This is a genomic window from Faecalibacterium sp. Marseille-P9590, assembly GCF_017377665.1.
In the GTDB taxonomy this organism is placed as follows: domain Bacteria; phylum Bacillota; class Clostridia; order Oscillospirales; family Ruminococcaceae; genus Faecalibacterium.
This window is the reverse complement of record NZ_JAFREF010000002.1, coordinates 48,252-71,937: the sequence shown is the minus strand read 5'-3', so window position 1 is coordinate 71,937 and position 23,686 is coordinate 48,252. Positions and strand designations below refer to the sequence as shown.

Genomic DNA, 23,686 nt, shown 5'->3' with positions numbered 1-23,686 from the left:
AAACAAGGAGGTAATCGCCTTTGGACAGCATACTCCAACAGATCACAGACTGGCTGAAAGAAATGCTCGTTTCAGCTATTATGGGAAATCTGTCGGGGATGTTTGAGTCCGTCAACAACCAGGTTGGCGAGATAGCAACCTCCGTTGGCATGACCCCGGCGAATTTTTCGCCGGGTGTCTTTGCCATGGTACGAAACATCTCCGAGTCAGTGATTATCCCAATCGCAGGCTTGATTCTGACCTTCATTGCCTGTTATGAGCTAATTCAGATGATTATTGACCACAACAATCTGGCAAATTTTGAAACCTGGATCTTCTTCAAATGGGTGTTCAAGACTTTTGTTGCGGTCATGTTAATCACAAACACATTCAATATCACGATGGCTGTGTTTGATGTGACACAGCACGTTATAAACGCAAGCGCCGGTATCATATCCGGAAATACTGCCATAGATGCTTCGGCATTGGAAACAATGGAAGAAACGCTGATGGCAATGGATTTGGGTCCTTTGCTCGGCTTGTTCCTGCAATCCTTTATCGTGCAGGTCACGATGTCCGCTTTGGCAATCATCATCTTTGTGATCGTCTACGGTCGAATGATTGAAATTTATCTGATGGTCAGCCTTGCCCCGATTCCGCTTTCCACTTTTGGAAACAGAGAACAGAGCAATATCGGACAGAATTATCTGCGTTCGCTGTTTGCAATCGGATTCCAGGGATTCCTGATTATGATCTGCGTGGGCATTTATGCGGTGCTGATTCAGTCTATCGCATTCAGTGATGACATCATCGGTTCTATCTGGGGTGTTATGGGCTACACCGTCCTTTTGTGCTTCACCCTGTTTAAGACTGGTTCGCTTGCGAAGGGTGTATTCAGCGCTCACTAAGGGAAGGAGGAAATTGTTTGGCAGCGTATATTCCCGTACCTCGTGACCTGACGAGGGTAAAAACAAAAGTGTTCTTCAATCTGACGAAACGGCAGTTACTTTGCTTTGGTGCGGCGGCGCTCATCGGAGTGCCGATTTTCTTTCTGGTCAAAGCAACCGGAAATGTGAGCCTTGCAGCACTGTCCATGATGATCGTCATGTTACCGTTGTTCTTTCTGGCAATGTATGAAAAGGATAGTCAGCCGTTGGAAGTGGTTGTAGAACACTTCATTCAGACCAAATTCGTTCGTCCCAAGGTTCGCCCTTATCAGACGGACAACTATTATGACGCTTTGATGCGTCAGTACAAACTGGAAAAGGAGGTTGAACGAATTGTTTTTCAAAAAGAAGCCACAGGCAAGAAACATCAAAATGCCTGCAAATCTGAATCGGAAGCAGCAGCGAGAAATTAAAGCTGTTGTGGAACGGGCAAAGAAGGACAACGGTATTCCGCAGACTGCACAGCAGTCCATTCCCTTTCAGAGAATGTTCCCGGATGGCATCTGCCGTGTCACTGACAGTTATTACACCAAGACCATTCAGTTTCAGGACATCAACTATCAGCTGGCACAGCAGGAAGATAAGACTGCCATCTTCGATGAGTGGTGCAGTTTCCTGAATTTCTTTGACAGCTCCATTCACTTTGAGCTTTCCTTTATGAACCTGAGTACCGATGCTGAAAGCTTTGAAAAGAGTATCCGTATCCCGTTCAAGAAGGACAGCTTCAATCCCGTCCGTGCCGAGTATAGCCAGATGCTGAAAAAGCAGTTGGCGCAGGGCAACAACGGCTTGACCAAAACCAAGTACCTGACATTCGGCATTGAAGCCGAATCCATGCGGCAGGCAAAGCCGAGACTCAACCATATCGAAAACGATCTGCTCAATAACTTTCGGCGTTTGGGTGTCATTGCCACTACCATGAACGGCAAAGAGCGGCTGCATCTGATGCACTCTATGTTCCACATGGGTGATAATGATAAGTTCTTCTTCGATTGGAAGTATCTTGTGGAATCCGGGCTGTCCGTAAAGGACTTCATTGCTCCGACGGCGTTTGCCTTTAAGACCAACCGCACCTTCCAGATGGGCAGTATCTTCGGTTCGATGTCTTATCTGGCAATTACGGCATCAGACCTGTCTGATCGTATGCTGGCGGATTTTCTGGATATGGAATCCACGCAGATCGTGACCATGCACATCCAGTCGGTTGACCAGACTGCGGCGATTAAGACCATCAAGAGAATCATCACCGAGCTTGACCGTTCCAAAATCGAGGAACAGAAAAAGGCTGTGCGTTCTGGCTATGACATGGACATTATCCCATCTGACCTTGCTACCTATGGTAAAGATGCGAAGTCACTTCTGAAAGAATTGCAGAGCCAGAATGAGCGAATGTTCATGGTGACATTTCTGGTGCTGAACACCGGGCGCACCGAGCAGGAACTGGAGAACAATGTGTTCCAGGCACAGAGCATCGCCCAGAAGCATAACTGCAATCTGCGTCGTTTGGATTTTCAGCAGGAATCCGGACTGATGAGCAGCCTGCCTTTGGCACAAAACCTGATTGAGATTCGTCGTGGCCTGACTACCAGTTCCACGGCTATTTTTGTGCCTTTCACCACGCAGGAGCTGTTCCAGAATGGTGGAGAAACGCTCTATTACGGGCTGAATGCTCTGTCGAACAACCTTATCATGGTGGACAGAAAGAAGCTCAAGAACCCCAACGGACTGATTCTGGGTACTCCCGGTTCCGGTAAATCCTTTTCCGCAAAGCGTGAAATCACCAATGCGTTCCTGGTTACGGATGACGATATTATCATCTGCGACCCCGAAGCGGAATATGCGGCTCTGGTTCACAAGTTCAATGGTCAGGTGGTAAAAATCAGCTCCTCCAGTACCAACTATATCAACCCTATGGACATCAACCTGAACTACTCTGAGGATGACAACCCGGTAGCACTGAAAGCTGATTTTATCCTGTCCCTCTGTGAGTTGATTATGGGCAGTAAGGATGGCTTGCAGCCTATCGAAAAGACGGTTATCGACCGTTGTGTGCATCAGATTTACCAGAGATATTTCGACAATCCTGCCCCTGAGAATATGCCGATCCTTGAGGATTTGTATGATGCCCTTCTGAAACAGGACGAAAAGGAAGCCCACCATGTAGCGACCGCCTTGGAAATCTATGTTAAGGGTTCTCTGAAACTGTTTAACAACAGAACCAATGTGGATATTCAGAATCGTCTGGTGTGCTTCGACATTAAGGAGCTGGGCAATCAGCTGAAAAAAATCGGTATGCTGATCGTTCAGGATCAGGTCTGGGGGCGTGTAACTGCCAACCGTTCTGCCGGTAAATCGACCAGATATTATATTGACGAGTTCCATCTGCTTCTGAAGGAAGAACAGACGGCAACCTATTCCGTAGAAATCTGGAAGCGATTCCGTAAATGGGGCGGCTTGCCGACCGGTATTACTCAGAATGTCAAAGACCTGCTTCGTTCCCCGGAGATTGCCAACATCCTCGAAAACTCTGATTTCATCTATATGCTGAATCAGGCAAGCGATGACCGAAGTATTCTGGCACAGCGGTTGAACATTTCGCCGCATCAGCTGTCCTATGTAACCAACTCCGGTGAGGGCGAAGGACTTCTGTTCTATGGCAATGTGATTCTGCCGTTCATTGACCGATTCCCGACAGATCTGGAACTGTATCGCATTATGACCACGAAGTTAAACGAGGTGGCACAGGAAAAGGAGGCGTAATGTATGGCGAAAAGACCTACACGACTCCGTTTTACCGAAGATGACCTTGCAGATTCTCATGTGAAGAAAGCTGCCGACCGTGCAGATAAGGCGGTTGATAGGGCTGAAAAAGCGGCAGACAAATTGGCTTCTAAAAAGGCAAAGCCGAAGCTAAAGCTGGAAACAGATGCAGCCGGTTCCCGTAAAGCAAAGCTCCGTTTTGAAAAAGCGGAGTTTACGGAAATCGAGCGCCCATCTGTGGCAAAGCACATGGCAAGCCGTGGTGCCGCAGTCACGCTCACATCCAAAGCACATCGGGCGGTGTCAGAATATGAGGATGATAATATCGGCGTTCAGGCTGTGCAGGAAACGACCAAGGCTGTTGAATCCACTGTCTATACCGTCGATCATGCCGTTTACAGTCACAAGCTGAAAGCCTACGACAAGGCGGAAAAGCTGGTTGAGAAGTCAGATAAAGCAAATGTAAATGCCCTGTATGAGAAGTTCAAAAAGGACAACCCCGATGCCGGTTCCAATCCCTTTTCCCGTTGGCAACAGAAAAGGGCAATCAAGAAAGAATATGCTGCCGCCAAAGCCGGTAAGAATACCGCTTCGACAACGGCTTCTGCATCTAAGGGTGCAGGCAAGGCAACGGGCAAAGCAGCTCAGGGAGCCAAGAACATCACAGAAAGAGTAACGGAGTTCTGCACCACACACTCTAAAACGATTCTGTTTGTTTTGATTGCCGGACTGCTTTTTATGATACTCTCAGGGATGTTCTCGTCTTGTTCGGCTATGTTCCAAGGCGGCACACAGATCATTCTGGGAACTTCTTTTACTGCAAAAGAGGAAGATATTATTGGTGCGGACAATGATTACAAGGCTTTGGAAGCTGCGCTCCGCAATAAAATCAATAATATCGAGCGTACTCATAGCGGATATGACGAGTACCGGTATGACCTTGATGAAATCAACCACAATCCTTATGAGCTGGCGGCGTATTTGACGGTGAAGTTTGAGGATTACACCAGAGATGAGGTGCAGGCTACCCTGCAATGGCTATTTGAGCAACAATATGAGCTGACCCTGACGGAAGTAGTAGAGATTCGTACACGAACAACATCTTCTACTGATCCCGAAACGGGAGAGACAACAACAGAGGAAGAAGATTACGAATATTATATTCTGAATGTGAAGCTCAGAAATAAGGGCTTGAACAGTGTGATTTCAAATTCCGGCTTGTCGGAAGATGATATGGAGCGATATAGAATTTTGCTTCAGACAAGGGGCAACAGACCGGATATTTTCGGAAATGACATTTACGCCACCCCTGGCGGCGAGTACACCGATTATGATATTCCGGGCGAAGCGCTGACAGACACAAGATTTGCCAATATGATTCGGGAAGCTGAAAAATATCTGGGATACCCGTATGTGTGGGGCGGCAGCAGCCCGTCTACCTCCTTTGACTGCTCCGGATTTGTTTCCTATGTAATCAATCACTGCGGAAACGGTTGGAGTGTTGGTCGTTTGACCGCAAACGGTTTGATGGGCGTATGCGACATTATCCCGAAAAGCTCTGCCAAACCGGGAGATTTGATTTTCTTCCAAGGCACTTATGATACCTCCGGTGCATCACACGTTGGTATCTATGTTGGCAATGGTATGATGATCCACTGCGGAAACCCCATTTCCTACGCTTCTATCGAATCGAATTACTGGCAACAGCATTTTTACTGCTTCGGCAGAATCAGAAACTAAAGGAGGGATGGCGATTGAGTGCCAAGTTAGACAGAATAGGTGCAGACCTTGAAAAAGCCCGTAAGAAACGGGCAGAATGGGATGCTAAGGTGAAAGACCTGGAACGCAGATACCGTGAGGAGGAAAATTCCGAAATCCATGAGATGGTTCATGCTGCGAACCTGAATCCCGAACAGCTTTCCGAGCTGCTCCGTATGTTTGCTGCGGATATGGCTCCGAAGCCTGATACGATCAATACTATGAATGAGGAGGAAACGCAGAATGAGATTTAAGAAAATTGGAGCCGCATTGCTGGCGTGTGCAATGTGTTTTGGCGTGTTTTCTACAACGGCATTTGCCTATGTAGATGAAAGCGTAGCGACTGAAGAACCTGCGGTCGAAGAAAAAGTTCCCGAAACAGAGCCGGAGGAGCCGATGCTACCGCTTACTCCCGACGGCAATCTGACTTTGGTTGATGACGCTGGCTCGCCTACGAAAAGCGGAAAGCAGTTCATTACCGCTGTAACCAAAAACGGAAACTACTTCTATATCATCATTGACCGTGATGATAAGGGCGAGGAAACCGTGCATTTTCTGAATCAGGTGGATGAAGCCGACCTGCTCAAGCTGATGGACGAGGAAGAAGTTGCAGAGTTCACCAAGCCGGTTGAGGAAACAAAGCCGGAAGTAGTTGAAACAGTTCCTGAAATTACAGAACCGACACCGGAGGAAAAGCCGAAATCCACAAATATGCTCCCGGCGATTCTTACTCTGATTGTGCTTGCCTGTGGTGGTGGATTCTTCGTATTTAAGAAAGTCCAGGAAAAGAAGAAGGCACAGGAAGCGGCAAAGCCTGACCCAGATGCTGATTATGTGGACGATGACGAGGACTATGGGTACGATCCGGAGTTTGAGGACGACGATGAAGATAGCTCCGTCGATGAAGATGATAATGAACCTGTGTAAACAGGATAGGCTTGATGCCTGGGGCAGCCTTCGGGTTGCCTTTACATAGTTTCCGCTTTCAAAAAATAAAAAAATTTGCGTTTTTGAAAGTGACATCTTGCATATACTATTAGCAGACAGTATAATAAGTACAGCGAAGCGGTTTCGAGAAATGAAAAAACTTCAATTTTTGAAAGCGGGTGACTATATGAAAACAATCACGAGAGCAAAATATCTCGATAGAATCATTGAACTGAATGGTACTCCTGACATCAAGATCATCACGGGCATTCGTCGATCTGGTAAGTCCAAATTGATGCAGGCGTATATTGCGTATCTGAAAAGCAATTTTGAAAACATCAATATTATCTTCATCGACTTCATGGATTTGGCGTATGAAGAAATCAAGGAATACCATGCCTTACACGCCTATGTGGAAGAACATTATCAGGAAGGAAAAACGAACTACCTGTTTGTAGACGAGGTTCAGATGTGTCCCAAGTTTGAGTTGGCAATCAATAGCCTGTACTCTAAGGGAAAATACGACATCTATGTAACAGGCTCTAATGCTTTCCTGTTGAGTGCAGATCTGGCAACTCTGTTTACCGGACGCTATATTGAAATTCATGTGTTTCCTTTCAGCTTCCAGGAATATTGCCAGTATTATGATGATATTAGTGACAAAGATAAGCTCTTTGATGAGTACGCTATCAAGGGCGGTTTAGCAGGTTCCTATGCTTATAGAACCGAAAAAGACAGAACAAACTATATCAAAGAGGTCTACGAAACGATTGTTACAAGGGATTTGGTACAGAAATATACTCTCCCGGACACTTTGGTTTTACAACGTCTGAGCGAGTTCCTTATGGATAATATCAGCAACCTGACTTCTCCGAATAAGGTCAGTCAGCTACTGACAGCAAATGAGACTCCAACCAATCATGTAACCGTCGGCAAGTACATTAAGTATTTGTGCAATGCTTTTGTATTTTATGATATTAAGAGATATGACATCCGAGGTAAGAAATACCTTGAAAGCTCTGAAAAGTTCTATTTGTGTGACAGCGGTATTCGATATGCAATACTGGGAAGCAGAAATATAGACTATGGCAGAGTATATGAAAACGTTGTTTGTATCGAGCTTCTTCGCCGTGGATATGATGTCTATGTCGGCAAGCTCTATCAAAAGGAAATCGACTTTGTTGCTCAGAGAGGTAGCGAAAAGATTTATATTCAGGTCAGCGACAACATTTCCGGGCAGGAAACATTTGAGAGAGAATGCTCTCCTCTGCTTCAGATTCGAGACGCTTATCCGAAAATGATTATTGCCAGAACCAAACATCCCCAATATAGCTATGAAGGAATCGAAATTCACGATATAGCCGATTGGTTGCTACAAGAATAAGCAAGGTGAAATATCTCCGTCATTCTCTTTTGAAATGATGGAGATATTTTTATTATGACGGAGATTGTAGAACAGAAAATTGTATCAGGTTGCAAAAATCCTTTCCGAACTTTTTACATAGCAGTCATGCACTACGGTGTGTGGCTGCTTATTTTTTTGTGAAAGGAGCAGATGCAAATGAAATTAGTTTTGGCTGAAAAGCCTTCGGTTGCACAGAGTATTGCCAAAGTGTTAGGTGCTGCCAAGCGTGAGGATGGCTACTTAGAGGGAAACGGATATGTGGTCAGCTGGTGTGTAGGGCATTTGGTGGAGCTGGCACAGCCGGAAGTCTATGATGCGAAGTACAGCAAATGGGCTTATGCAGACCTTCCTATCTTCCCGATGGACTGGCAGTATGAGGTTTCTGCCGGTACGAAAAAACAGTTTGGGATTCTGAAAAAGCTCATGGCCAGAGAAGATGTTGCGAGTCTTGTGTGTGCAACAGATGCCGGTCGTGAGGGCGAGCTGATCTTTCGGTTGGTGTACCACAAAGCCGGGTGCAGAAAGCCGTTTGAGCGGCTTTGGATTTCCTCGATGGAAGATGTAGCAATCAAGGAGGGCTTTGAAAATCTCAGGTCTGGAACGGAATATGATGCTTTGTATGAAGCAGCACTGTGTCGAGAACGAGCCGACTGGATTGTTGGTATTAACGCTACTCGACTTTTTTCGACCCTTTACGGGCAGACCCTGAATGTTGGTCGTGTTATGACCCCTACCCTTGCTATGGCTGTTATGCGAGAAGCTGCCATTTCCGCATTCAAGCCTGAACTGTTCTACACAGTTCAGATTGGATTGGATGGTTTTACGGCTGCAAGCGAACGCTTCAAAACCAAGGCAGCAGCCGAAGCTGTCAAACAAAGCTGTTCGGTGGCAATCGTTCAGAAAGCTGAATGTAAGGAGAAAACAGAAAAGCCGCCTGCGCTCTATGACCTGACCAGTTTACAGAGAGAAGCCAACCGTGTGCTTGGCTACACGGCACAGCAGACCTTGGACTACACGCAGAACCTCTATGAAAAGAAACTGGTCACTTATCCCCGTACCGACAGCAGGTTTCTGACGGAAGATATGGCACATAGCCTGACCGACCTCGTAAAGCTGGCTTTCCACACATTCCCCGTGGAGGATGTGGATAACATACCAGTTCATGCAGAGCAGGTTGTGAATAACAAAAAGGTCACAGATCACCATGCCATCATTCCGACCAGAGAATTGCAGAAATGCAATCTGAGCGAACTTCCCAAGGGTGAACTTGCAATTTTGCAACTGATCTCGAATCGGTTGTGCGTAGCTGTTGGCGATCCGCACCGATACGCAGAGACAGTTATTGAGCTGGACTGTGGCGGTACCGTGTTTTCCACCAAAGGCAAAACTGTTGTGCAGGATGGATGGAAAGCTCTGGTTCAGAAAAATGATTCGACAAAATCCGACGAAAACGTGCAGACACTCCCTTCTGTTTCCGTTGGTGACGAAATGACCGTCAGCGGCACGGAAATCAAGGAAGGGAAAACATCTCCCCCTAAACACTTTACCGAGGATACTCTGCTTTCTGCTATGGAAACTGCCGGTGCGGACGAAATGCCTGATGAGGTGGAGCGCAAAGGTTTGGGAACGCCTGCGACCCGTGCCGGTATCATTGAGAAGCTGGTTCGCATCGGTTTTCTGGAGCGTAAGGGTGATAAGAAAACCAAACACCTGATTCCGACCCACAAGGGTACGGCTCTGGTAACAGTCATGCCGGAACAGATTCAGTCCCCATCCATGACGGCGGATTGGGAAGAAAAATTGTTGCTCATTGAGAAAGGCGAATATGCCAGCGAGGACTTTATGGACGAGATCAAAGATGTGATTGCCGGTCTGATTCAGAACTATGAAGTAATCCGTGATTCCGAGGTTATGATGTCGAAAGAAGCCAATTCTATCGGCAAATGCCCGCTCTGCGGCAGTGCTGTAGAGGACAAAGCCAAGGCATTTTTCTGTTCCAACAGAGCTTGCAAATTTGCCCTCTGGAAAAACAATCGCTACTTTGCGAGCATCGGCAAGAGCATGACTTCTGCCACGGCGCAGAAATTGCTTGGTTCCGGCAAGGTAAAGCTCAAGAATTGCAAGTCCGAAAGAACGGGCAACACCTTTGATGCCACCGTCTTTATGGAGGTATCAGATGATGGCAAAACGAAGTTCAGTATGGAATTTGAAAATGGAGGAAAGCGCAAATGACAAATGAGTACAACCCGGATGGTAAGGAAATCCGATTTATCGACAGCCATTATAAGGATTTGTTTCATATCCCCGATGGCAGCTGTGTGCAGATTCACTACCCGGATGAAATGGTTGTGAAGCCCTGCACCTTCATTGACGAGTATCATACGCAGATCGGATACAATGTGTTTCATATCTGCCAGTTTGCAGAAATTATGGAGCGCAACGGCGCAAGCTATATGCCGGAGCCTGAGATTATGGGCGATGAAGCCGCATGGAAGGTCGGAAAGGATAGAATCCTTGCGGTGCAGACCTGCGAAGATGGTTACGACTACACCCTGTTGGATGAAAACTACAACGAGATTGATGGCGGTCAGGTTGATAACCCTGAACTGTCCATGCTCGAAGTCCGCCGGGATATTCTGGAATCCTTCGGGCTGGAGCGCCGGGAACTGCGGGCAATGTTCTATGAGGATGTCATGGAGCAGGCTTTTGAAGTCGGCAGACAGGCGGTGGTGGTCAATGACCCTATCGCTGAGCTTGCTTTTAAGCTCGACCGTTTTGCAGAGAACTTCGACCCCTATGAATATATGGATCAGGTCGATGATGTGCAGGCGCATATCCAAGAAATCAAGGCAGATCTTGCCGCTGGTAATACGGCTCCGTATCGTGAGTTCCTGAATACAGCCATTGAAGAAGCCCGTGAGGAAACTGCGGTTGAGGTTGCCAAAGTGCTGAAAAGTCAGCTGGATAAGCTCGACTCTCCGAAGCGTGAGTCGGTCATGGAAAAACTGGCACAGGCCGCAGAAAAAGCTGCGCCTGCCAGTCCCTCTCCCAAACGCAAAGAGCCTGAACGATAAGGAGGACACGGATATGAAAAACGAAAAATGGGATGATGTTCACGGAAATACCACCCCGGATGACAGAATGGTTGCTTTTCTGGAAAGCCCCACGGATTCCTATGCGATTCTTCAGCTGCGGGAAGATGTAGACGATAATATCCCGCTCATGTTTGCAAATTACAGCTACCTTCAGAAGAAAGAAATGGAGCCTGAGATTGACCGTTACGAGGTGGTCTATCATGGCTCCATTTCTATGTCCGAGGATGTGAATCGGCAGCTGGAAGATTTGTATGTAAAGTTCAATATTGACCACCCGGATGATTTCCATGGTCACAGTATGTCGGTCAGCGACATCGTAGCCTTAAAGGTAGTCGGTGAGGTATCCTTTCACTATGTAGATTCTGTTGGGTTTCAGAAGCTGGAAAACTTTATGAAGTCCGAAAACTACCTGAAAAACGCAGAGATGGCAATGGAAGATGATTATGGGATGATTGACGGTATCATCAATAACGGAAAAGCGTCCGGATTAGAGGAACGTCCTTCGGTGTTGGAGCAGTTAAAGGAAAAGCCCGTGCCGGATGTTTCCCATAAGCCGCCCAAGAGCCACCCGGAAAGGGAGATTGAATGATGGATTTCACACAGGATGAGCGGAACATGATGATGCTTTACAGCCCTGGCACAAGGTCAGGGCTGTGTGAAGCACTGACACTGATGAAGGAACAGCTTTCGGAGGACGAGTCAGAGCTTTTTGCTTTGGCAGACTCGGTTCTCCGTAAAGTTTCAGCCATGGACGATGCCGCCTTTGAGAAGCTGAACCTTTATCCGGATTGATAGGATTGGAGGGATACAATGAACGCAAAAGAGCGATTTTATTCCGGATTAGCAAAAGAAACGATTGGGAAAATCACCTCGAACACAGATAACTGGACTTCGTTTTTGAGAACGATGTCCCGCAACTATGAGTTCACCTATCCGGAACAGGTGATGATTTATGCTCAGCGCCCCAATGCGACCTTTTGCAAGCCCTATGAGGACTGGAACGCTGAAAATTACCGCAGATATGTAAAGCGTGGCTCTACCGGCATTGCTCTGTTTGTGATGAACAGGGATAAACCGTATCTGCGCTATGTGTTTGATGTGGCGGATACCGGCGTTCGCCGTTCTTCCCCGGAACTGAAACCGTGGGAGGTGACGCCTGAAAACCGCTCCTATGTCATGGAAGCGATGGAGCGTACCTTCGGTGTTGCCGCTGACGGGGTACTGGAAGCACAGCTTGAAGATATTGCATCCGCACTGGCGGCTGAGTATTGGGACGATTACAAAAAGCAGTTCCTCGACATCGTTGCCAACAGCTTCCTTGAGGAGTATGATGAACTCAACATCGAAGTAGCTTTCAAAAATGCGGTGGCAAACAGCGTATCCTATACGATGTATTGCCGGTTCGTGGAAAGTCCCGACAACTACTTCGAGCATGAGGATTTCCAGAAGGTGTTTGATTTTAACACCAGACAGACGGTAAATGCCCTTGGTACTGCGGTGAATGCCATCAGCACAAGGATGTTTCAGGAAATCGAAAAAGCGATTGGAGAACATGAGCAGATTAAAGCTACCGAAAGGAGTACAGATTATGAGCGAGATGACTTACAGACAGGCCGGAGATTATCAGATTCCGAACCTTCAGTTGGAGAACGAGGGAGAGAAACCTCTGGGCAAGTACGGCAGGATGCGTCGAGCATTTTTGGAACAGAACAATCCGATGCTCCTGAACGACATGATTCTGACGGAGAGCCTGTTCCCGCACCTGTGGGAGATCGAGGAAACAGCGAAAGCCAGAGTGGAGTTTCTGATGGAGCAGTACCTGAAGGACAGCCCCGCACCGGACAAGGAAACGCAGCAGATGGCGTGGGTGCAGCACATGAACAGCCTGAAAGCACAGGCGGAGGAAGTCGTGATGACGGAGCTTATCAACAGCTGAGTCTGAACCTTTTCCTCTCCGAAAATGAACAAATCAGTTTTATCGACCGAGCAGAGAGCTTTACGCCCTCTGCTTTTTCTTTTGCCCAGGAAGAAATCGACCACTTCCTTCTGCTTGGTAGCAATACCGATGAAGCCCGAAAAGTCGTAGCGCTGGAATATATGAAGCAGAAGCCGTTGGAAGAAATCGTTCAGACCTTAAAGCAGGTCTATCACGGCGGCTATGGTCTGAAAGAAGATAGCGGGAATATCTGTGCGTGGTATGCCGAGGACGGTATCCACCTTGCCAAAGGTTCCTCTGCCATTGACAGCCCCAGAGCGCAGATCGTTTCTTGGGAAACGGTTGCCGAGCGCATTGGAGAACTGCTTGAAAATGGTCGGTTCGCAACTAATGTGGAACTGGTAGAAGCATCCGGATATGAGCGTCAGAAGTTGGCAGAATCCCTGTGGCATCTTTATCACGATTTGAGTGAAGAAGCCCGTTCCAGCAACTATCTGGCAATTCTTCATCAGGAACCGTTTCGTGGTTTCCCTGACGAAACCGCAGACTTGGCTGAAAAGTTGGATGACCCTCGTTTCCACGCAACCTTGGTACAGCAGTATTCGGAATTTAGAAAAACCCTTGCGGAAAATCCCGATCTGCTTCGTTTTCACTATCACAAGCTGAATCTCATTCAGAAACAGCTGTATGAGTTGAATATGCCTTTGCGTGAGTATCAGACCGATATGATGCAGATGCCCCTTGTCCGCCAGTTCATTACGGATGATGAAGTCAATGCAGACTTGACCCGTGGAAGCGGCTTTTCCGGTGGTAAAGCCCGTATTTATAACTACTGGCAGGAGAATCATTCTGCCAAGGAAAAGATGGACTTCCTGAAGCATGAATACGGAACCGGTGGTCATTCCCATGCCTGCTCTGGTGCAACGCACAGCGGTCAGGATCACGATGCCAAGGGTGTTGCTTACACCAAGAGCGGTTGCGATAAATTGCAGATGTCCTGGGCGCAGGTGGTGCAGAGAATCGACGGTCTGATACGAAAGGGACGCTACCTCAGCCCGGAGGAAGAAGCGGAACGACAGGCTATCGAAGAAGCTAAAACTGATCCGTTGGAAGATGTTTATGACCGTTTCGCAGTGATTGATACCGAGGATGGCGAGTATGCGATCTGGGATAATCAGACCGATGACTACTATGTAGACCCGGAAGGCGTTACGGAATACTTCACGGACGAATGGCTTGCCAATGACTATTTGGAGGAAGTTCGTCAGTCCGTAGCTGCGATGGAGTCGGTTCAGCCAGAAGCGCCTGTGGCAGAGCCTGCCGAAGTTGTGGAAGCATCTGCTTCCGAGGAACCGAAATGGAATTATCAGGTCGGTGACACGGTATATCTGGACGATACAGCTTTCCGTGTGGAGCAGATCACGGACAGAGAAGTTCAGCTGCGTGACCCTACGCTTGCTTATCCCATCTTCCGTGCCGAGAATCGTGAGAATTTCGAGCGTATGCTCTCTCAGGACGAAAGAAACCATGCGGTAAGGGTTGATGCCCAAACCGAAGAAAAGCCCGTTACAGAGGATTTTCTGGGCAAAACCGAACCGAGGGACTACACCCCTGAGTATCAGCTGTTAGACCGTCTGCGTATGGACTGCGAATACTTCCTTGGTGCAGGACAGCACAGCGAAAAGCATCTGTGGGCAGGCAACCGCCATGCACAGATTGCCAAGATGCGTGAGCTGTATGAAATGATTCCCGACAAACCAGAATGGCTGACACCTGAGATGATTAACAGCTACGAGGAGCGCATGGCTCCCCGCTATCTGGTTGCCGCCTACCATCACTTTGAAAACGGCTTCGATGATAAACTGGACTACTACACTCTGGAAGAAGCGGAAAAAGCTGCCCAGGGCTATGTGGACGGAACCATGGAGGATGACGGATTCAAGTACGATGGTGCTGCCGTTTACGATCAGCAGGAGCATAAGTGCATCCGTATCTATGGGGACTACCCTGACGAAAAGGCACACGCACAGGTCAGAGCCAGTGCGGAACCCGAACAGCAGGAACCGGAACACTTCATCGATCATTTTTATGTTGCCGAGGACATTCAGAAGCGGGGTGCGCTGGACATCAAGGAATACAGTTCCTTTGATGATGCCCTGCGAGCCTACTATGCACTTCCTGACACGCAGAGAAAAGCCCTGGGTGCAATGAATACCAGAGATCTGCCGGGTAGTCTGGACTTCGTACAGTGCGTAGATGGAAAGGACACCATCATTCAGGATTATGCCCAGGTGGACGGATGGCAGAATGCCGAAGTCATGGACATTATCGCTCAGCTTGAGCAGTCCATCACCACCAGAGAAATCCCACCTGTTCCTGCGGTGAACTTCCACATCACGGATGACAACATCGGTGAAGGTGGACCGAAGCAGAAATTCGCAAGAAACATCGCAGCCATTGAAACTCTGTTCAAACTGGAAAGCGAGAACAGGAACGCCACTACCGAAGAACAGGAGATTTTGTCGAATTATGTCGGTTGGGGCGGTCTGGCAGATGCCTTTGACCCGGACAAGGGAAATTGGGCGAAGGAGTATCAGACACTGAAAAACCTGCTTTCCGAAGATGAATATGCTGCGGCAAGAGCTTCCACCCTGAACGCACATTACACCAGCCCTACGGTCATTCGCTCCATCTACGATGCGGTCGGACAGATGGGCTTTGAAACAGGAAATATTCTGGAGCCTGCTATGGGTATCGGCAACTTCTTTGGTATGCTCCCTCCTGAAATGCAGAGCAGCCGTTTGTATGGTGTGGAACTGGATTCCATCACCGGCAGAATTGCTCAGAAGCTCTATCCCAACGCAGAAATCAAAGTAGCCGGTTTTGAAACGACAGACCGCCGAGACTTTTACGATCTGGCTGTGGGTAATGTCCCTTTCGGCAACTACAAAGTGTCCGACAAGCCGTATGACAAGCTGGGATTCTCCATTCACAACTATTTCTTTGCCAAGGCTTTGGATCAGGTTCGTCCCGGTGGTGTGGTCGCTTTTGTGACAAGCCGTTACACCATGGATTCCAAGAACTCTGACGCAAGGCGATATATGGCGCAGAGGGCGGAACTGCTTGGTGCAATCCGTCTGCCAAACGATGCCTTTAAGAAAAACGCAGGCACGGAAGTCGTGTCCGACATCCTGTTCCTGCAAAAGCGTGACCATCCGATTGACATTGTACCGGAATGGGTAAACCTTGACCGCACCGAAGAAGGACACACCATGAACAGCTACTTTGTCGCTCATCCTGAAATGGTTCTGGGCGATACGGTGGAAGAAAGTACCGCCTACGGCATGGACATTACAGTGCGTCCCATTGAGGGCATGGAACTGTCCGAACTTCTGAAAGAAGCAGTTTCCCACATCCAAGGAACCTATCAGGCTGTGGAGCTTCCCGAAGCTGACAAGGGTAAGGAAATCGAAACCATTCCTGCAACCCCGGATGTAAAGAATTTCTCTTATACCGTGGTGGATGGCAATGTGTACTTCCGTGAAAACTCCCTGATGCGCCGTGTAGACCTGAATGAGAAAGCAAAAGACCGTGTGATGGGCATGGTGGAACTTCGTGGTATCGTCAACGAGCTGATCGAATATCAGCTTGAGGATTACCCGGATGAAATGATTACTCAGAAACAGGCAGAACTGAATGATGCCTACGATGCGTTTGCCGCAAAGAACGGGCTTATCAATAATCGAGCCAATGGTCAGGCATTTGCTGACGATTCCTCCTACTATCTCCTGTGTTCTCTGGAAAATGTGGATGAGGACGGCAATCTGAAAAGCAAGGCGGATATGTTCACCAAGCGAACCATCAAGCCGGAACGCAGAGTGACGAGCGTGGATACGCCGTCCGAAGCTCTGGCAATCTCTATCGGTGAGCGTGGCAAGGTGGATTTGCCGTTTATGGCACAGCTGCTTGGAACACCTGGAGAATACGATGCGATTCAGGCAGAGCTTCGAGGGGTGATCTTCAAAGACCCGATGGCTCCCGATGCTGTGGAAGTTGGATGGCAGACTGCCGATGATTACCTTTCCGGTGATGTAAGAAGCAAGCTGCGTGTCGCACAGATGGCGGCAGACAGGGATTCTTCCTTCCACATCAATGTGGAAGCCTTGCAGAAAGCACAGCCGAAGGACTTGGATGCGTCCGAGATTGATGTGCGTTTGGGTGCAACATGGATTGATGCCGATTATATTCAGCAGTTCATGGAGGAAACCTTTGAAACGCCGTATTACTTGCGCCGTTCCATTGAGGTCAAGTTCTCCGAGCTGACCGCAGAGTGGCGCATCAACGGTAAGAGTTCTCCCAACTACAACGATGTGGCGGCGTATGTCACCTACGGTACAGAGCGAGCCAACGCATATCGGATTCTGGAGGAAACGCTGAATCTGAAGGATATTCGTATCTATGATACGATTGAAGATGCAGATGGTAAGCAGAAGCGTGTCCTCAATAAAAAAGAAACTACCCTGGCACAGCAGAAACAGCAGGCAATCAAGGATGCGTTCCGAGATTGGATTTGGAGAGATCCGCACAGACGAGAAACCCTTTCCACCAAGTACAACGAACTTTTTAACTCCACCAGACCTCGTGAGTATGATGGCTCTCATATCCGTTTCGGCGGCATGAACCCGGATATTACCCTCCGTGAACACCAGAGAAATGCTATCGCTCATGTGCTATATGGTGGAAATACGCTGCTTGCACACGAAGTTGGTGCGGGCAAGACCTTCGAGATGGCTGCATCGGCTATGGAGAGTAAACGGCTTGGATTGAGCCAGAAATCCCTGTTCGTTGTGCCGAATCACTTGACCTTACAGTGGGCAAACGAGTTCCTGCACCTCTATCCGAGTGCCAAGCTCCTTGTTGCCACCAAGAAGGATTTTGAAACAGCAAACCGTAAGAAGTTCTGCGCTCGTATCGCAACGGGTGACTATGATGCAGTCATCATCGGTCACAGCCAGTTTGAAAAAATCCCGCTTTCTGCCGAACGACAGGAACGGCAGCTGCGGGAGCAGATTGATGAGATCGAGGGTGCGATTGCGGAGCTGAAATGGCAGCGTGGCGAAAACTTCACGATCAAGCAGATGGAGAAAACACGAAAATCATTGGAAGCCAGACTGGACAAGCTCCTTGCCGCTGACAAGAAAGATGATGTCATTACCTTTGAGCAGTTGGGTGTAGACCGGCTGTTTGTGGACGAAAGCCATGCGTTCAAGAATTTGTTCCTCTACACAAAAATGCGAAATGTGGCAGGTCTGTCCACCTCCGAAGCCCAGAAATCTTCGGATATGTTTATGAAGTGCCGCTATATGGATGAGCTGACCGGCGGGCGTGGTGTGATCTTTGCAACCGGTACTCCAGTAAGTAACTCGATGACCGAGCTTTATACGGTCATGCGCTATCTCCAGTACAGTACGCTCCAGCAAAAGAACCTGACCCATTTTGATTCCTGGGCATCGACCTTCGGAGAAACAACAACTGCGATTGAGCTTGCACCGGAGGGAACCGGCTATCGTGCCAGAACCCGATTTGCGAAGTTCTTCAACCTGCCTGAACTGATGAATATGTTCAAGGAGGTTGCCGACATCAAGACCTCTGACCAGTTGCATCTCCCTGTTCCCGAAGCAAAGTTTGAAACGGTTGTGGTTCAGCCCTCTGAGTACCAGAAGGATATGGTGGCTTCCCTTTCAGAGAGAGCAGCAGATGTTCATGCCGGTATTGTAGACCCGTCCGTCGATAATATGCTCAAGATTACCAGCGACGGACGAAAATTGGGACTGGATCAGCGGCTAATGAACACCCTGTTACCCGATGACCCTGACAGCAAGCTCAATGCCTGCGTGGGAAATATCCTGCGTATCTGGCAGGACGGTCAGGCTGACAAATTGACCCAGTTGGTGTTCTGCGACCTTAGCACACCGAAAAATGATGGAACCTTCAATGTCTATGATGATGTCAAAACCAAGCTGATTGCAAACGGTGTGCCTGCGGAAGAAGTTGCCTTTATCCATGATGCAGATACCGAGGCAAAGAAAAAAGACCTCTTTGCCAAGGTTCGTACCGGGCAGGTGCGAGTGCTTCTTGGCAGTACGCAAAAGATGGGTGCAGGAACCAACGTCCAGGACAAATTGGTGGCAGTTCACCACTTGGATGTGGGTTGGCGTCCGTCTGATATGACCCAGAGAAACGGTCGTATCATCCGTCAGGGCAACCGGAACAAAGAGGTTCAGGTGTATCAGTATGTGACCGAGGGAACCTTCGATGCCTACCTGTATCAGACCTTGGAAAACAAGCAGAAGTTTATTTCTCAGATTATGACCTCCAAATCACCGGTTCGCTCCTGTGACGATGTGGATGAGCAGGCGCTGTCCTATGCGGAGATCAAGGCGCTGTGTGCCGGCAATCCGCTTATCAAGGAAAAGATGGACTTGGACATTGATGTGGCAAGGCTGAAGGTGCTGAAAGCTGACCACCAGAGCCAGCAGTACCGTATGGAAGATAAGCTTCTGAAATACTTCCCGGCTGAGATTGAAAAGCAGACAGGCTATATTCATGGCTTTGAAGCTGATATTAAAACCGTGGAAGCACACCCGCAGATTGCCGATGGCTTTTGCGGCATGGAAATCATGGGCAAAGCCTACACCGAAAAGGCAGATGCCGGTGAAATCCTCCTTGCGGCTTGTAAGGACACGAAAAGTGCCGATCCGGTTCCTCTTGGCAGTTACCGTGGCTTTCAGATGGAGCTTTCGTTTGACAGTTTCCGGAACGAGTTCGATGTGACCCTGAAGGGCGCTGTGAGCCACAGAGTAGCCCTTGGAACGGACGCACGAGGAAATATCACCCGACTGGACAATGCCCTTGCAGGCATCCTTGAGCGCTTAGAACGAGCCAATGAGCAGTTGAATAATCTCTACAATCAGCAGGAAGCAGCCAAGGCGGAGGTTGGAAAACCGTTCCCGCAGGAAGCAGAGCTGACAGCCAAAAGTCAGCGACTGGCAGAACTGGATGCAGCCCTGAATATGGAGGACTCTGTGGAAAATCGTGACGAAAGAAGCGAGTCAGAGCGTCCTTCTGTGTTGGCTGATCTGAAATCCAAAGCGGAGCATATCCCGCCTGCAAAATACTCTGAAACCCGTGAGGAGGTGTTGTAATGGCAAAGCGAGATCAGGATGTTCATTTCCTTGCATCCAAGGAGGAGGTCGAGCGAATCCATGAGAAGATGGACGAGCTTGGCATCCGCAGCATGGGAGCCTATCTGCGGAAAATGGCTCTGGATGGTTACTGTATCAGACTGGATTTGCAGGATGTGAAAGCCCTGGTTTCGCTCCTGCGAATCTGCTCCAACAACCTGAACCAGTACGCAAAGCGAGCGAACGAAACAGGCAGCATCTATCGTGCTGACATTGAGGATTTGCAAAAACGGCTGGAGGAGATCTGGACGGACATGAGAGAAGTTCTTGTTCGCCTGTCCTCAATCCAGTAATCCGACAACTTGTTGGGAAGTCGCAGTTTCGGCTGCGGCTTTTACATAAGGGTTGACATCATTGCGTTATGGCAGATACCCTTGTACAATATAATTAAAAGAAAGGGGTTGAGCCTATGAAGCTGGTATTGAAGATATTGGCACTGCCGGTGCTGTTCGTTGTAAAAGTGATTTGCATTCTTGGAAATCTGCTTACAAATGTTGTGTCCTATGTAATTGGTTTATTGCTCTTGGTCATTGGCGGATCTGCGATTTACTGCATTGTAAAGGCTTTGTGGCAGTCCCTGCTTATTCTTGTGGTTCTTGGAATTGCGACAATAGCAGCGGTGTTCTTGCTCGTCTGGGCTGTTATGAAAGTCGAGAATATTGGAGAAAGTCTGGGAGCATTTATCAGGTCATAAGATAATATCAGAGAAAAGTCACCGACCGGTGGCTTTTTCTTTTTGGGAAGGAAGTGATGGGAATGGCAGCGACAAGATTGATTGCACTCCATGTGAATAAGGGAAAGACGGTCGCTCAATGTTTGGCAGACAGAACCGACTACTCACAAAATGCCGCAAAAACCAATGATGGCGAATTTATCAGTTCCTATGAGTGTGATCCAAAGACAGCAGATGAGGAATTTCTGCTTTCCAAACGGCAGTATCAGCATATTACCGGCAGACAGCAGAAGAACAATATCATCGCATACCAGATACGCCAGTCCTTTAAGCCGGGAGAAATCACCCCGGAAGAAGCGAACCAAGTCGGCTATGAAACAGCGATGCGATGGACAAAGGGAAAACACGCTTTCATCGTTGCGACCCACATCGACAAATCCCACATTCACAATCATATCATTTATAATTCGACCTCGCTGGATGCCACACGGAAATTCAAAAACTTCTTTCTTTCCGGTCTGGCGGTGCAAAGACTCAGTGATATGGTTTGCCTGGAACACGGGCTGTCCATTATTACACCGAAGCCGTATCGGGAGCGCCAGAAAAGAACTGTTTATCCCAAGAAGCGTACCCAGCGTGACGAATTATGTGATGCGATTGATGCGGTGCTGAAGCAGAAACCAAAGAGCTTTGATGGCTTTGTTCAGGCTCTGGCTGACATGGGATTTGAGTTCAAGGATGGAAAGCAGCCTGCGTTCAAGGGCGAGAATCAGAAGCGTTTCATTCGGCTGCGTTCCCTGGGCGAAGGATATAGCAAAGAGGAAATTCAAGCGGTTATCTCCGGCAAGAACCTGCACAAATCAAAAGGCGGCTCTGCCAAGGCTCCTGCCCCGAAGCAGTTCCAGATGCTGATTGATATTCAGGCAAAGATGGCCGAGGGCAAGACGGTCGGTTATGAAAAGTGGGCGAAGAAGTTCAACCGAAAAGAAGCTGCCCGAACGGTAATCCTACTGAAAGAAAAAGGCTTGGGCAACTACGACGATCTGACTGCTCATATTGAAAATCTGTCTGCCCGGTTCGATGCGCTTTCTGATTCTATCAAGGTCGCAGAGAAACGTATGGTTGAGGTTCAGGCGTTGCAGCAGCACATCAAAAATTATCGCAACACAAGGCAAATTTATATCGAGTACCGCAAGTCTGGATATAGCAAAAAATTCTTTGAAGAACACCGTCAGGAAATCACAATTCATAAAGCGGCGAAGCAAGCCTTTGATGAATTGCAGATTACAAAGCTCCCGTCCATGCAATCATTGTATGAGGAGTTTCATCAGCTGGCAGTCCAGAAAAAGCAGGACTACGCTGAGTACCGTCAGATCAGAAAAGAGAAAGAAGAACTGCTGATTGCCAAACGGACGGTTGAAACGATTTTGAATATCGACAGGCAGAAAGAGCAGGAAAAAGAGAAAGAGAAAGAGGAAAAGAAGAACTTCCGTTAAAGCAAAAAGCCACGGTCTGCACTCCCCAAAGGGTGCGGATCGTGGCTGCTTTTTTGCTTTTCGATTTCGGTGCTTTCAACCATGGGCAAATTTTTATTCTACTGTTCTTTGAGAAACGATTGAAAATCGTGTAGCCATCATCGGCAGATGATGTTCAAAGGGGATTGGGGATGCTTCCCCAACAAGCAAATTTGCGAAGATTGCACCGAAGGGAAAATCGAGAAAATGAGTGAACCTGTACAGGTTTACACTGCTTGCCAATTTGTGAGATTATGAATTTAGTATCGAGAATAGGGTACACCTAAATTTTGCAATGCTGCAACCCTATCATCGTTGCATGGATGAGTTGAGTATATTGCACTGAGAAAACCATCATGCGGAACATCTGAGATATGTTGGTCTAATACCGTCGCTAATTCAAGACCAAAACCAATTTTATAAGCAAATTCATCAGCCAGATACTCATTTTGTCTCATAGACCACATCAGAAAAAGCATACAGAACTTTACCCATAACCAAGAAAGTGCTGTTGATATTCCTGCGAAAACTGCGGTAATTATACCCATTACACCACTACGAGAGCATATTGCGAACAGCCCCATGATTGCAGAAAAAATCCAGTAGGATATTTTGATTAACAGGAGGCACCCGGATATAAATATATTGCCCCCGCCAATCAATAATTGGATAACAGTATGTCCGTATGAGAGATGTCCGATCTCATGGGCGAGAATTCCAAGTATCATATCATCGGAGAGTAAAAGCAATCCGTCAGTTATGCATAGTGTTTGCCTACCTAGAGCAAATGCATTTGGAGCAGGATCATGGATAATCTTCACTTTCACTTTTTTAGGACAGTATGATGTGTTCTCTTTTGCTTTATCTAAAACATATTGAACCAGCGGGACAACTCGAAGTTTTATATCTACTCTTTTTATATCGCTTGCTCCTGCGAAGGCAGCCAGGCACATTTCGCCTAATGGGGATAAGCTGATAGCTACTGTGAAAAAGTAAATACAAATCAGTTCAACAATGCTTCCTGACGAACCGAACACAGCAACAATCAGCAGAATATTAAGAGTAAAGAACAGAAGAGTTCCTAAGTTTGAGAAGCGAACAATTCTGCCTACACGATGCCAAATATCCATAATGCACCCCCCTTTTATCGTGTTGTTGGTTTGAGCTTGCATTGTTTAATTACTCAAATGTAAAGAAATCTTTGTTTCGCTCTTTGAACAGAGCAAAGACAGTCTCTAACACAAATTCGTTTTCAACACCAACATATTCTTCTGTTTCATCGTCAATTTCTTTCAGCTGCAAAATAACAACTTGCCCATCCGAATCTCCAATAGGAAGCAGGACAACATATTCGTTCTGGCGATACGGTATTAAGTCAAGAAATTCAAATTCAACTTCGTTCCCATTCTCATCATTCAAAGTTATAATGTTGTCTTCATCCATGTCGT

Annotated in this window: 19 protein-coding genes; 16 read left to right on the top strand and 3 right to left on the bottom strand. The window is 47.7% G+C overall.

What is annotated here, in order from left to right; all coding sequences use genetic code 11:
- Positions 1–20 precede the first annotated feature (20 nt).
- From J3349_RS03010 to J3349_RS02960, 11 genes are all read left to right on the top strand, one after another.
- Positions 21–887, top strand: coding sequence for a VirB6/TrbL-like conjugal transfer protein, CD1112 family (locus tag J3349_RS03010; protein WP_002304374.1), 867 nt, complete (start codon positions 21–23; stop codon positions 885–887).
- 17 nt (positions 888–904) lie between these two features.
- Positions 905–1,339, top strand: a complete 435-nt coding sequence (locus J3349_RS03005) for a PrgI family protein (RefSeq protein WP_002304375.1) — start codon at positions 905–907, stop codon at positions 1,337–1,339.
- Positions 1,299–3,686 carry a VirB4-like conjugal transfer ATPase, CD1110 family gene (locus J3349_RS03000; RefSeq protein WP_002588967.1) on the top strand — a complete coding sequence of 796 codons (2,388 nt, stop codon included), beginning with the start codon at positions 1,299–1,301 and terminating at the stop codon, positions 3,684–3,686. Before J3349_RS03005 ends, J3349_RS03000 begins: the two co-directional genes overlap by 41 nt.
- A gap of 3 nt (positions 3,687–3,689) precedes the next feature.
- Entirely contained in the window at positions 3,690–5,426 is a 1,737-nt protein-coding gene (locus J3349_RS02995; RefSeq protein WP_002304377.1) for a C40 family peptidase, read from the top strand.
- Positions 5,427–5,440: 14 nt separating this feature from the next.
- Positions 5,441–5,698 carry a DUF4315 family protein gene (locus J3349_RS02990; RefSeq protein WP_002304378.1) on the top strand — a complete coding sequence of 86 codons (258 nt, stop codon included), beginning with the start codon at positions 5,441–5,443 and terminating at the stop codon, positions 5,696–5,698.
- Complete coding sequence (locus J3349_RS02985; protein WP_002578950.1) at positions 5,688–6,371, top strand: DUF4366 domain-containing protein; 684 nt, start codon at positions 5,688–5,690, stop codon at positions 6,369–6,371. Before J3349_RS02990 ends, J3349_RS02985 begins: the two co-directional genes overlap by 11 nt.
- Positions 6,372–6,522: 151 nt before the next feature.
- On the top strand, positions 6,523–7,755 hold the full coding sequence (locus J3349_RS02980; protein ID WP_002304383.1) for an ATP-binding protein: 1,233 nt from the start codon (positions 6,523–6,525) through the stop codon (positions 7,753–7,755).
- A 177-nt stretch (positions 7,756–7,932) separates the two neighbouring features.
- A complete protein-coding gene (locus tag J3349_RS02975; RefSeq protein WP_002578949.1) occupies positions 7,933–10,008 on the top strand; it encodes a DNA topoisomerase 3 in 2,076 nt (691 codons plus the stop codon).
- Positions 10,005–10,850 carry an LPD16 domain-containing protein gene (locus tag J3349_RS02970; RefSeq protein ID WP_002304387.1) on the top strand — a complete coding sequence of 282 codons (846 nt, stop codon included), beginning with the start codon at positions 10,005–10,007 and terminating at the stop codon, positions 10,848–10,850. Before J3349_RS02975 ends, J3349_RS02970 begins: the two co-directional genes overlap by 4 nt.
- Before the next feature lie 13 nt (positions 10,851–10,863).
- A complete protein-coding gene (locus tag J3349_RS02965; protein WP_207676399.1) occupies positions 10,864–11,460 on the top strand; it encodes a YodL domain-containing protein in 597 nt (198 codons plus the stop codon).
- The gene (locus J3349_RS02960; protein ID WP_002578948.1) at positions 11,457–11,663 is read left to right on the top strand and encodes a transposon-transfer assisting family protein; all 207 of its coding nucleotides are present in this window, start codon (positions 11,457–11,459) and stop codon (positions 11,661–11,663) included. The genes J3349_RS02965 and J3349_RS02960 overlap by 4 nt, the downstream gene beginning before the upstream one ends.
- A 48-nt stretch (positions 11,664–11,711) precedes the next feature.
- On the opposite strand, the gene J3349_RS14030 is transcribed toward J3349_RS02960, so the two are convergent.
- Positions 11,712–12,425, bottom strand: coding sequence for a hypothetical protein (locus J3349_RS14030; RefSeq protein WP_021632746.1), 714 nt, complete (start codon positions 12,423–12,425; stop codon positions 11,712–11,714).
- Between the two features lie 43 nt (positions 12,426–12,468).
- Here J3349_RS14030 and J3349_RS14025 point away from each other — a divergent pair, with 43 nt between their 5' ends.
- The 5 genes from J3349_RS14025 (at position 12,469) to J3349_RS02940 (ending at position 22,220) form a co-directional block, all read left to right on the top strand.
- Complete coding sequence (locus J3349_RS14025; protein WP_118199520.1) at positions 12,469–12,807, top strand: TnpV protein; 339 nt, start codon at positions 12,469–12,471, stop codon at positions 12,805–12,807.
- 161 nt (positions 12,808–12,968) lie between these two features.
- Positions 12,969–20,012, top strand: a complete 7,044-nt coding sequence (locus tag J3349_RS02955) for an LPD11 domain-containing protein (RefSeq protein ID WP_227612560.1) — start codon at positions 12,969–12,971, stop codon at positions 20,010–20,012.
- Complete coding sequence (gene mobC / locus J3349_RS02950) at positions 20,012–20,344, top strand: plasmid mobilization relaxosome protein MobC (RefSeq protein WP_002578947.1); 333 nt, start codon at positions 20,012–20,014, stop codon at positions 20,342–20,344. The genes J3349_RS02955 and mobC overlap by 1 nt, the downstream gene beginning before the upstream one ends.
- Before the next feature lie 116 nt (positions 20,345–20,460).
- On the top strand, positions 20,461–20,745 hold the full coding sequence (locus J3349_RS02945; protein ID WP_002578946.1) for a hypothetical protein: 285 nt from the start codon (positions 20,461–20,463) through the stop codon (positions 20,743–20,745).
- 62 nt (positions 20,746–20,807) lie between these two features.
- Positions 20,808–22,220, top strand: coding sequence for a relaxase/mobilization nuclease domain-containing protein (locus J3349_RS02940; protein WP_002578945.1), 1,413 nt, complete (start codon positions 20,808–20,810; stop codon positions 22,218–22,220).
- Between the two features lie 278 nt (positions 22,221–22,498).
- Here J3349_RS02940 and J3349_RS02935 read toward each other — a convergent pair whose 3' ends face one another.
- Together J3349_RS02935 and J3349_RS02930 are read right to left on the bottom strand one after the other, a co-directional pair.
- Positions 22,499–23,368, bottom strand: coding sequence for a zinc metalloprotease HtpX (locus tag J3349_RS02935; RefSeq protein WP_002588966.1), 870 nt, complete (start codon positions 23,366–23,368; stop codon positions 22,499–22,501).
- Between the two features lie 49 nt (positions 23,369–23,417).
- Positions 23,418–23,681 (bottom strand): DUF1292 domain-containing protein, encoded by a 264-nt coding sequence (locus J3349_RS02930; protein ID WP_002304397.1) that lies wholly within the window; start codon positions 23,679–23,681, stop codon positions 23,418–23,420.
- Positions 23,682–23,686: the final 5 nt, after the last annotated feature.

Coding starts and splice junctions, on each gene's coding strand:
- J3349_RS02940 (WP_002578945.1), top strand. CDS start 20,808: ATGGCAGCGACAAGATTGATTGCACTCCATGTGAATAAGGGAAAGACG.
- J3349_RS02995 (WP_002304377.1), top strand. CDS start 3,690: ATGGCGAAAAGACCTACACGACTCCGTTTTACCGAAGATGACCTTGCA.
- J3349_RS02975 (WP_002578949.1), top strand. CDS start 7,933: ATGAAATTAGTTTTGGCTGAAAAGCCTTCGGTTGCACAGAGTATTGCC.
- J3349_RS14030 (WP_021632746.1), bottom strand. CDS start 12,425: ATGTTCTCCAATCGCTTTTTCGATTTCCTGAAACATCCTTGTGCTGAT.
- J3349_RS02955 (WP_227612560.1), top strand. CDS start 12,969: ATGAAGCAGAAGCCGTTGGAAGAAATCGTTCAGACCTTAAAGCAGGTC.
- mobC (WP_002578947.1), top strand. CDS start 20,012: ATGGCAAAGCGAGATCAGGATGTTCATTTCCTTGCATCCAAGGAGGAG.
- J3349_RS02935 (WP_002588966.1), bottom strand. CDS start 23,368: ATGGATATTTGGCATCGTGTAGGCAGAATTGTTCGCTTCTCAAACTTA.
- J3349_RS03000 (WP_002588967.1), top strand. CDS start 1,299: ATGCCTGCAAATCTGAATCGGAAGCAGCAGCGAGAAATTAAAGCTGTT.
- J3349_RS02980 (WP_002304383.1), top strand. CDS start 6,523: ATGAAAAAACTTCAATTTTTGAAAGCGGGTGACTATATGAAAACAATC.
- J3349_RS02960 (WP_002578948.1), top strand. CDS start 11,457: ATGATGGATTTCACACAGGATGAGCGGAACATGATGATGCTTTACAGC.
- J3349_RS02965 (WP_207676399.1), top strand. CDS start 10,864: ATGAAAAACGAAAAATGGGATGATGTTCACGGAAATACCACCCCGGAT.
- J3349_RS02970 (WP_002304387.1), top strand. CDS start 10,005: ATGACAAATGAGTACAACCCGGATGGTAAGGAAATCCGATTTATCGAC.
- J3349_RS02945 (WP_002578946.1), top strand. CDS start 20,461: ATGAAGCTGGTATTGAAGATATTGGCACTGCCGGTGCTGTTCGTTGTA.
- J3349_RS02930 (WP_002304397.1), bottom strand. CDS start 23,681: ATGGATGAAGACAACATTATAACTTTGAATGATGAGAATGGGAACGAA.
- J3349_RS02985 (WP_002578950.1), top strand. CDS start 5,688: ATGAGATTTAAGAAAATTGGAGCCGCATTGCTGGCGTGTGCAATGTGT.
- J3349_RS14025 (WP_118199520.1), top strand. CDS start 12,469: ATGACTTACAGACAGGCCGGAGATTATCAGATTCCGAACCTTCAGTTG.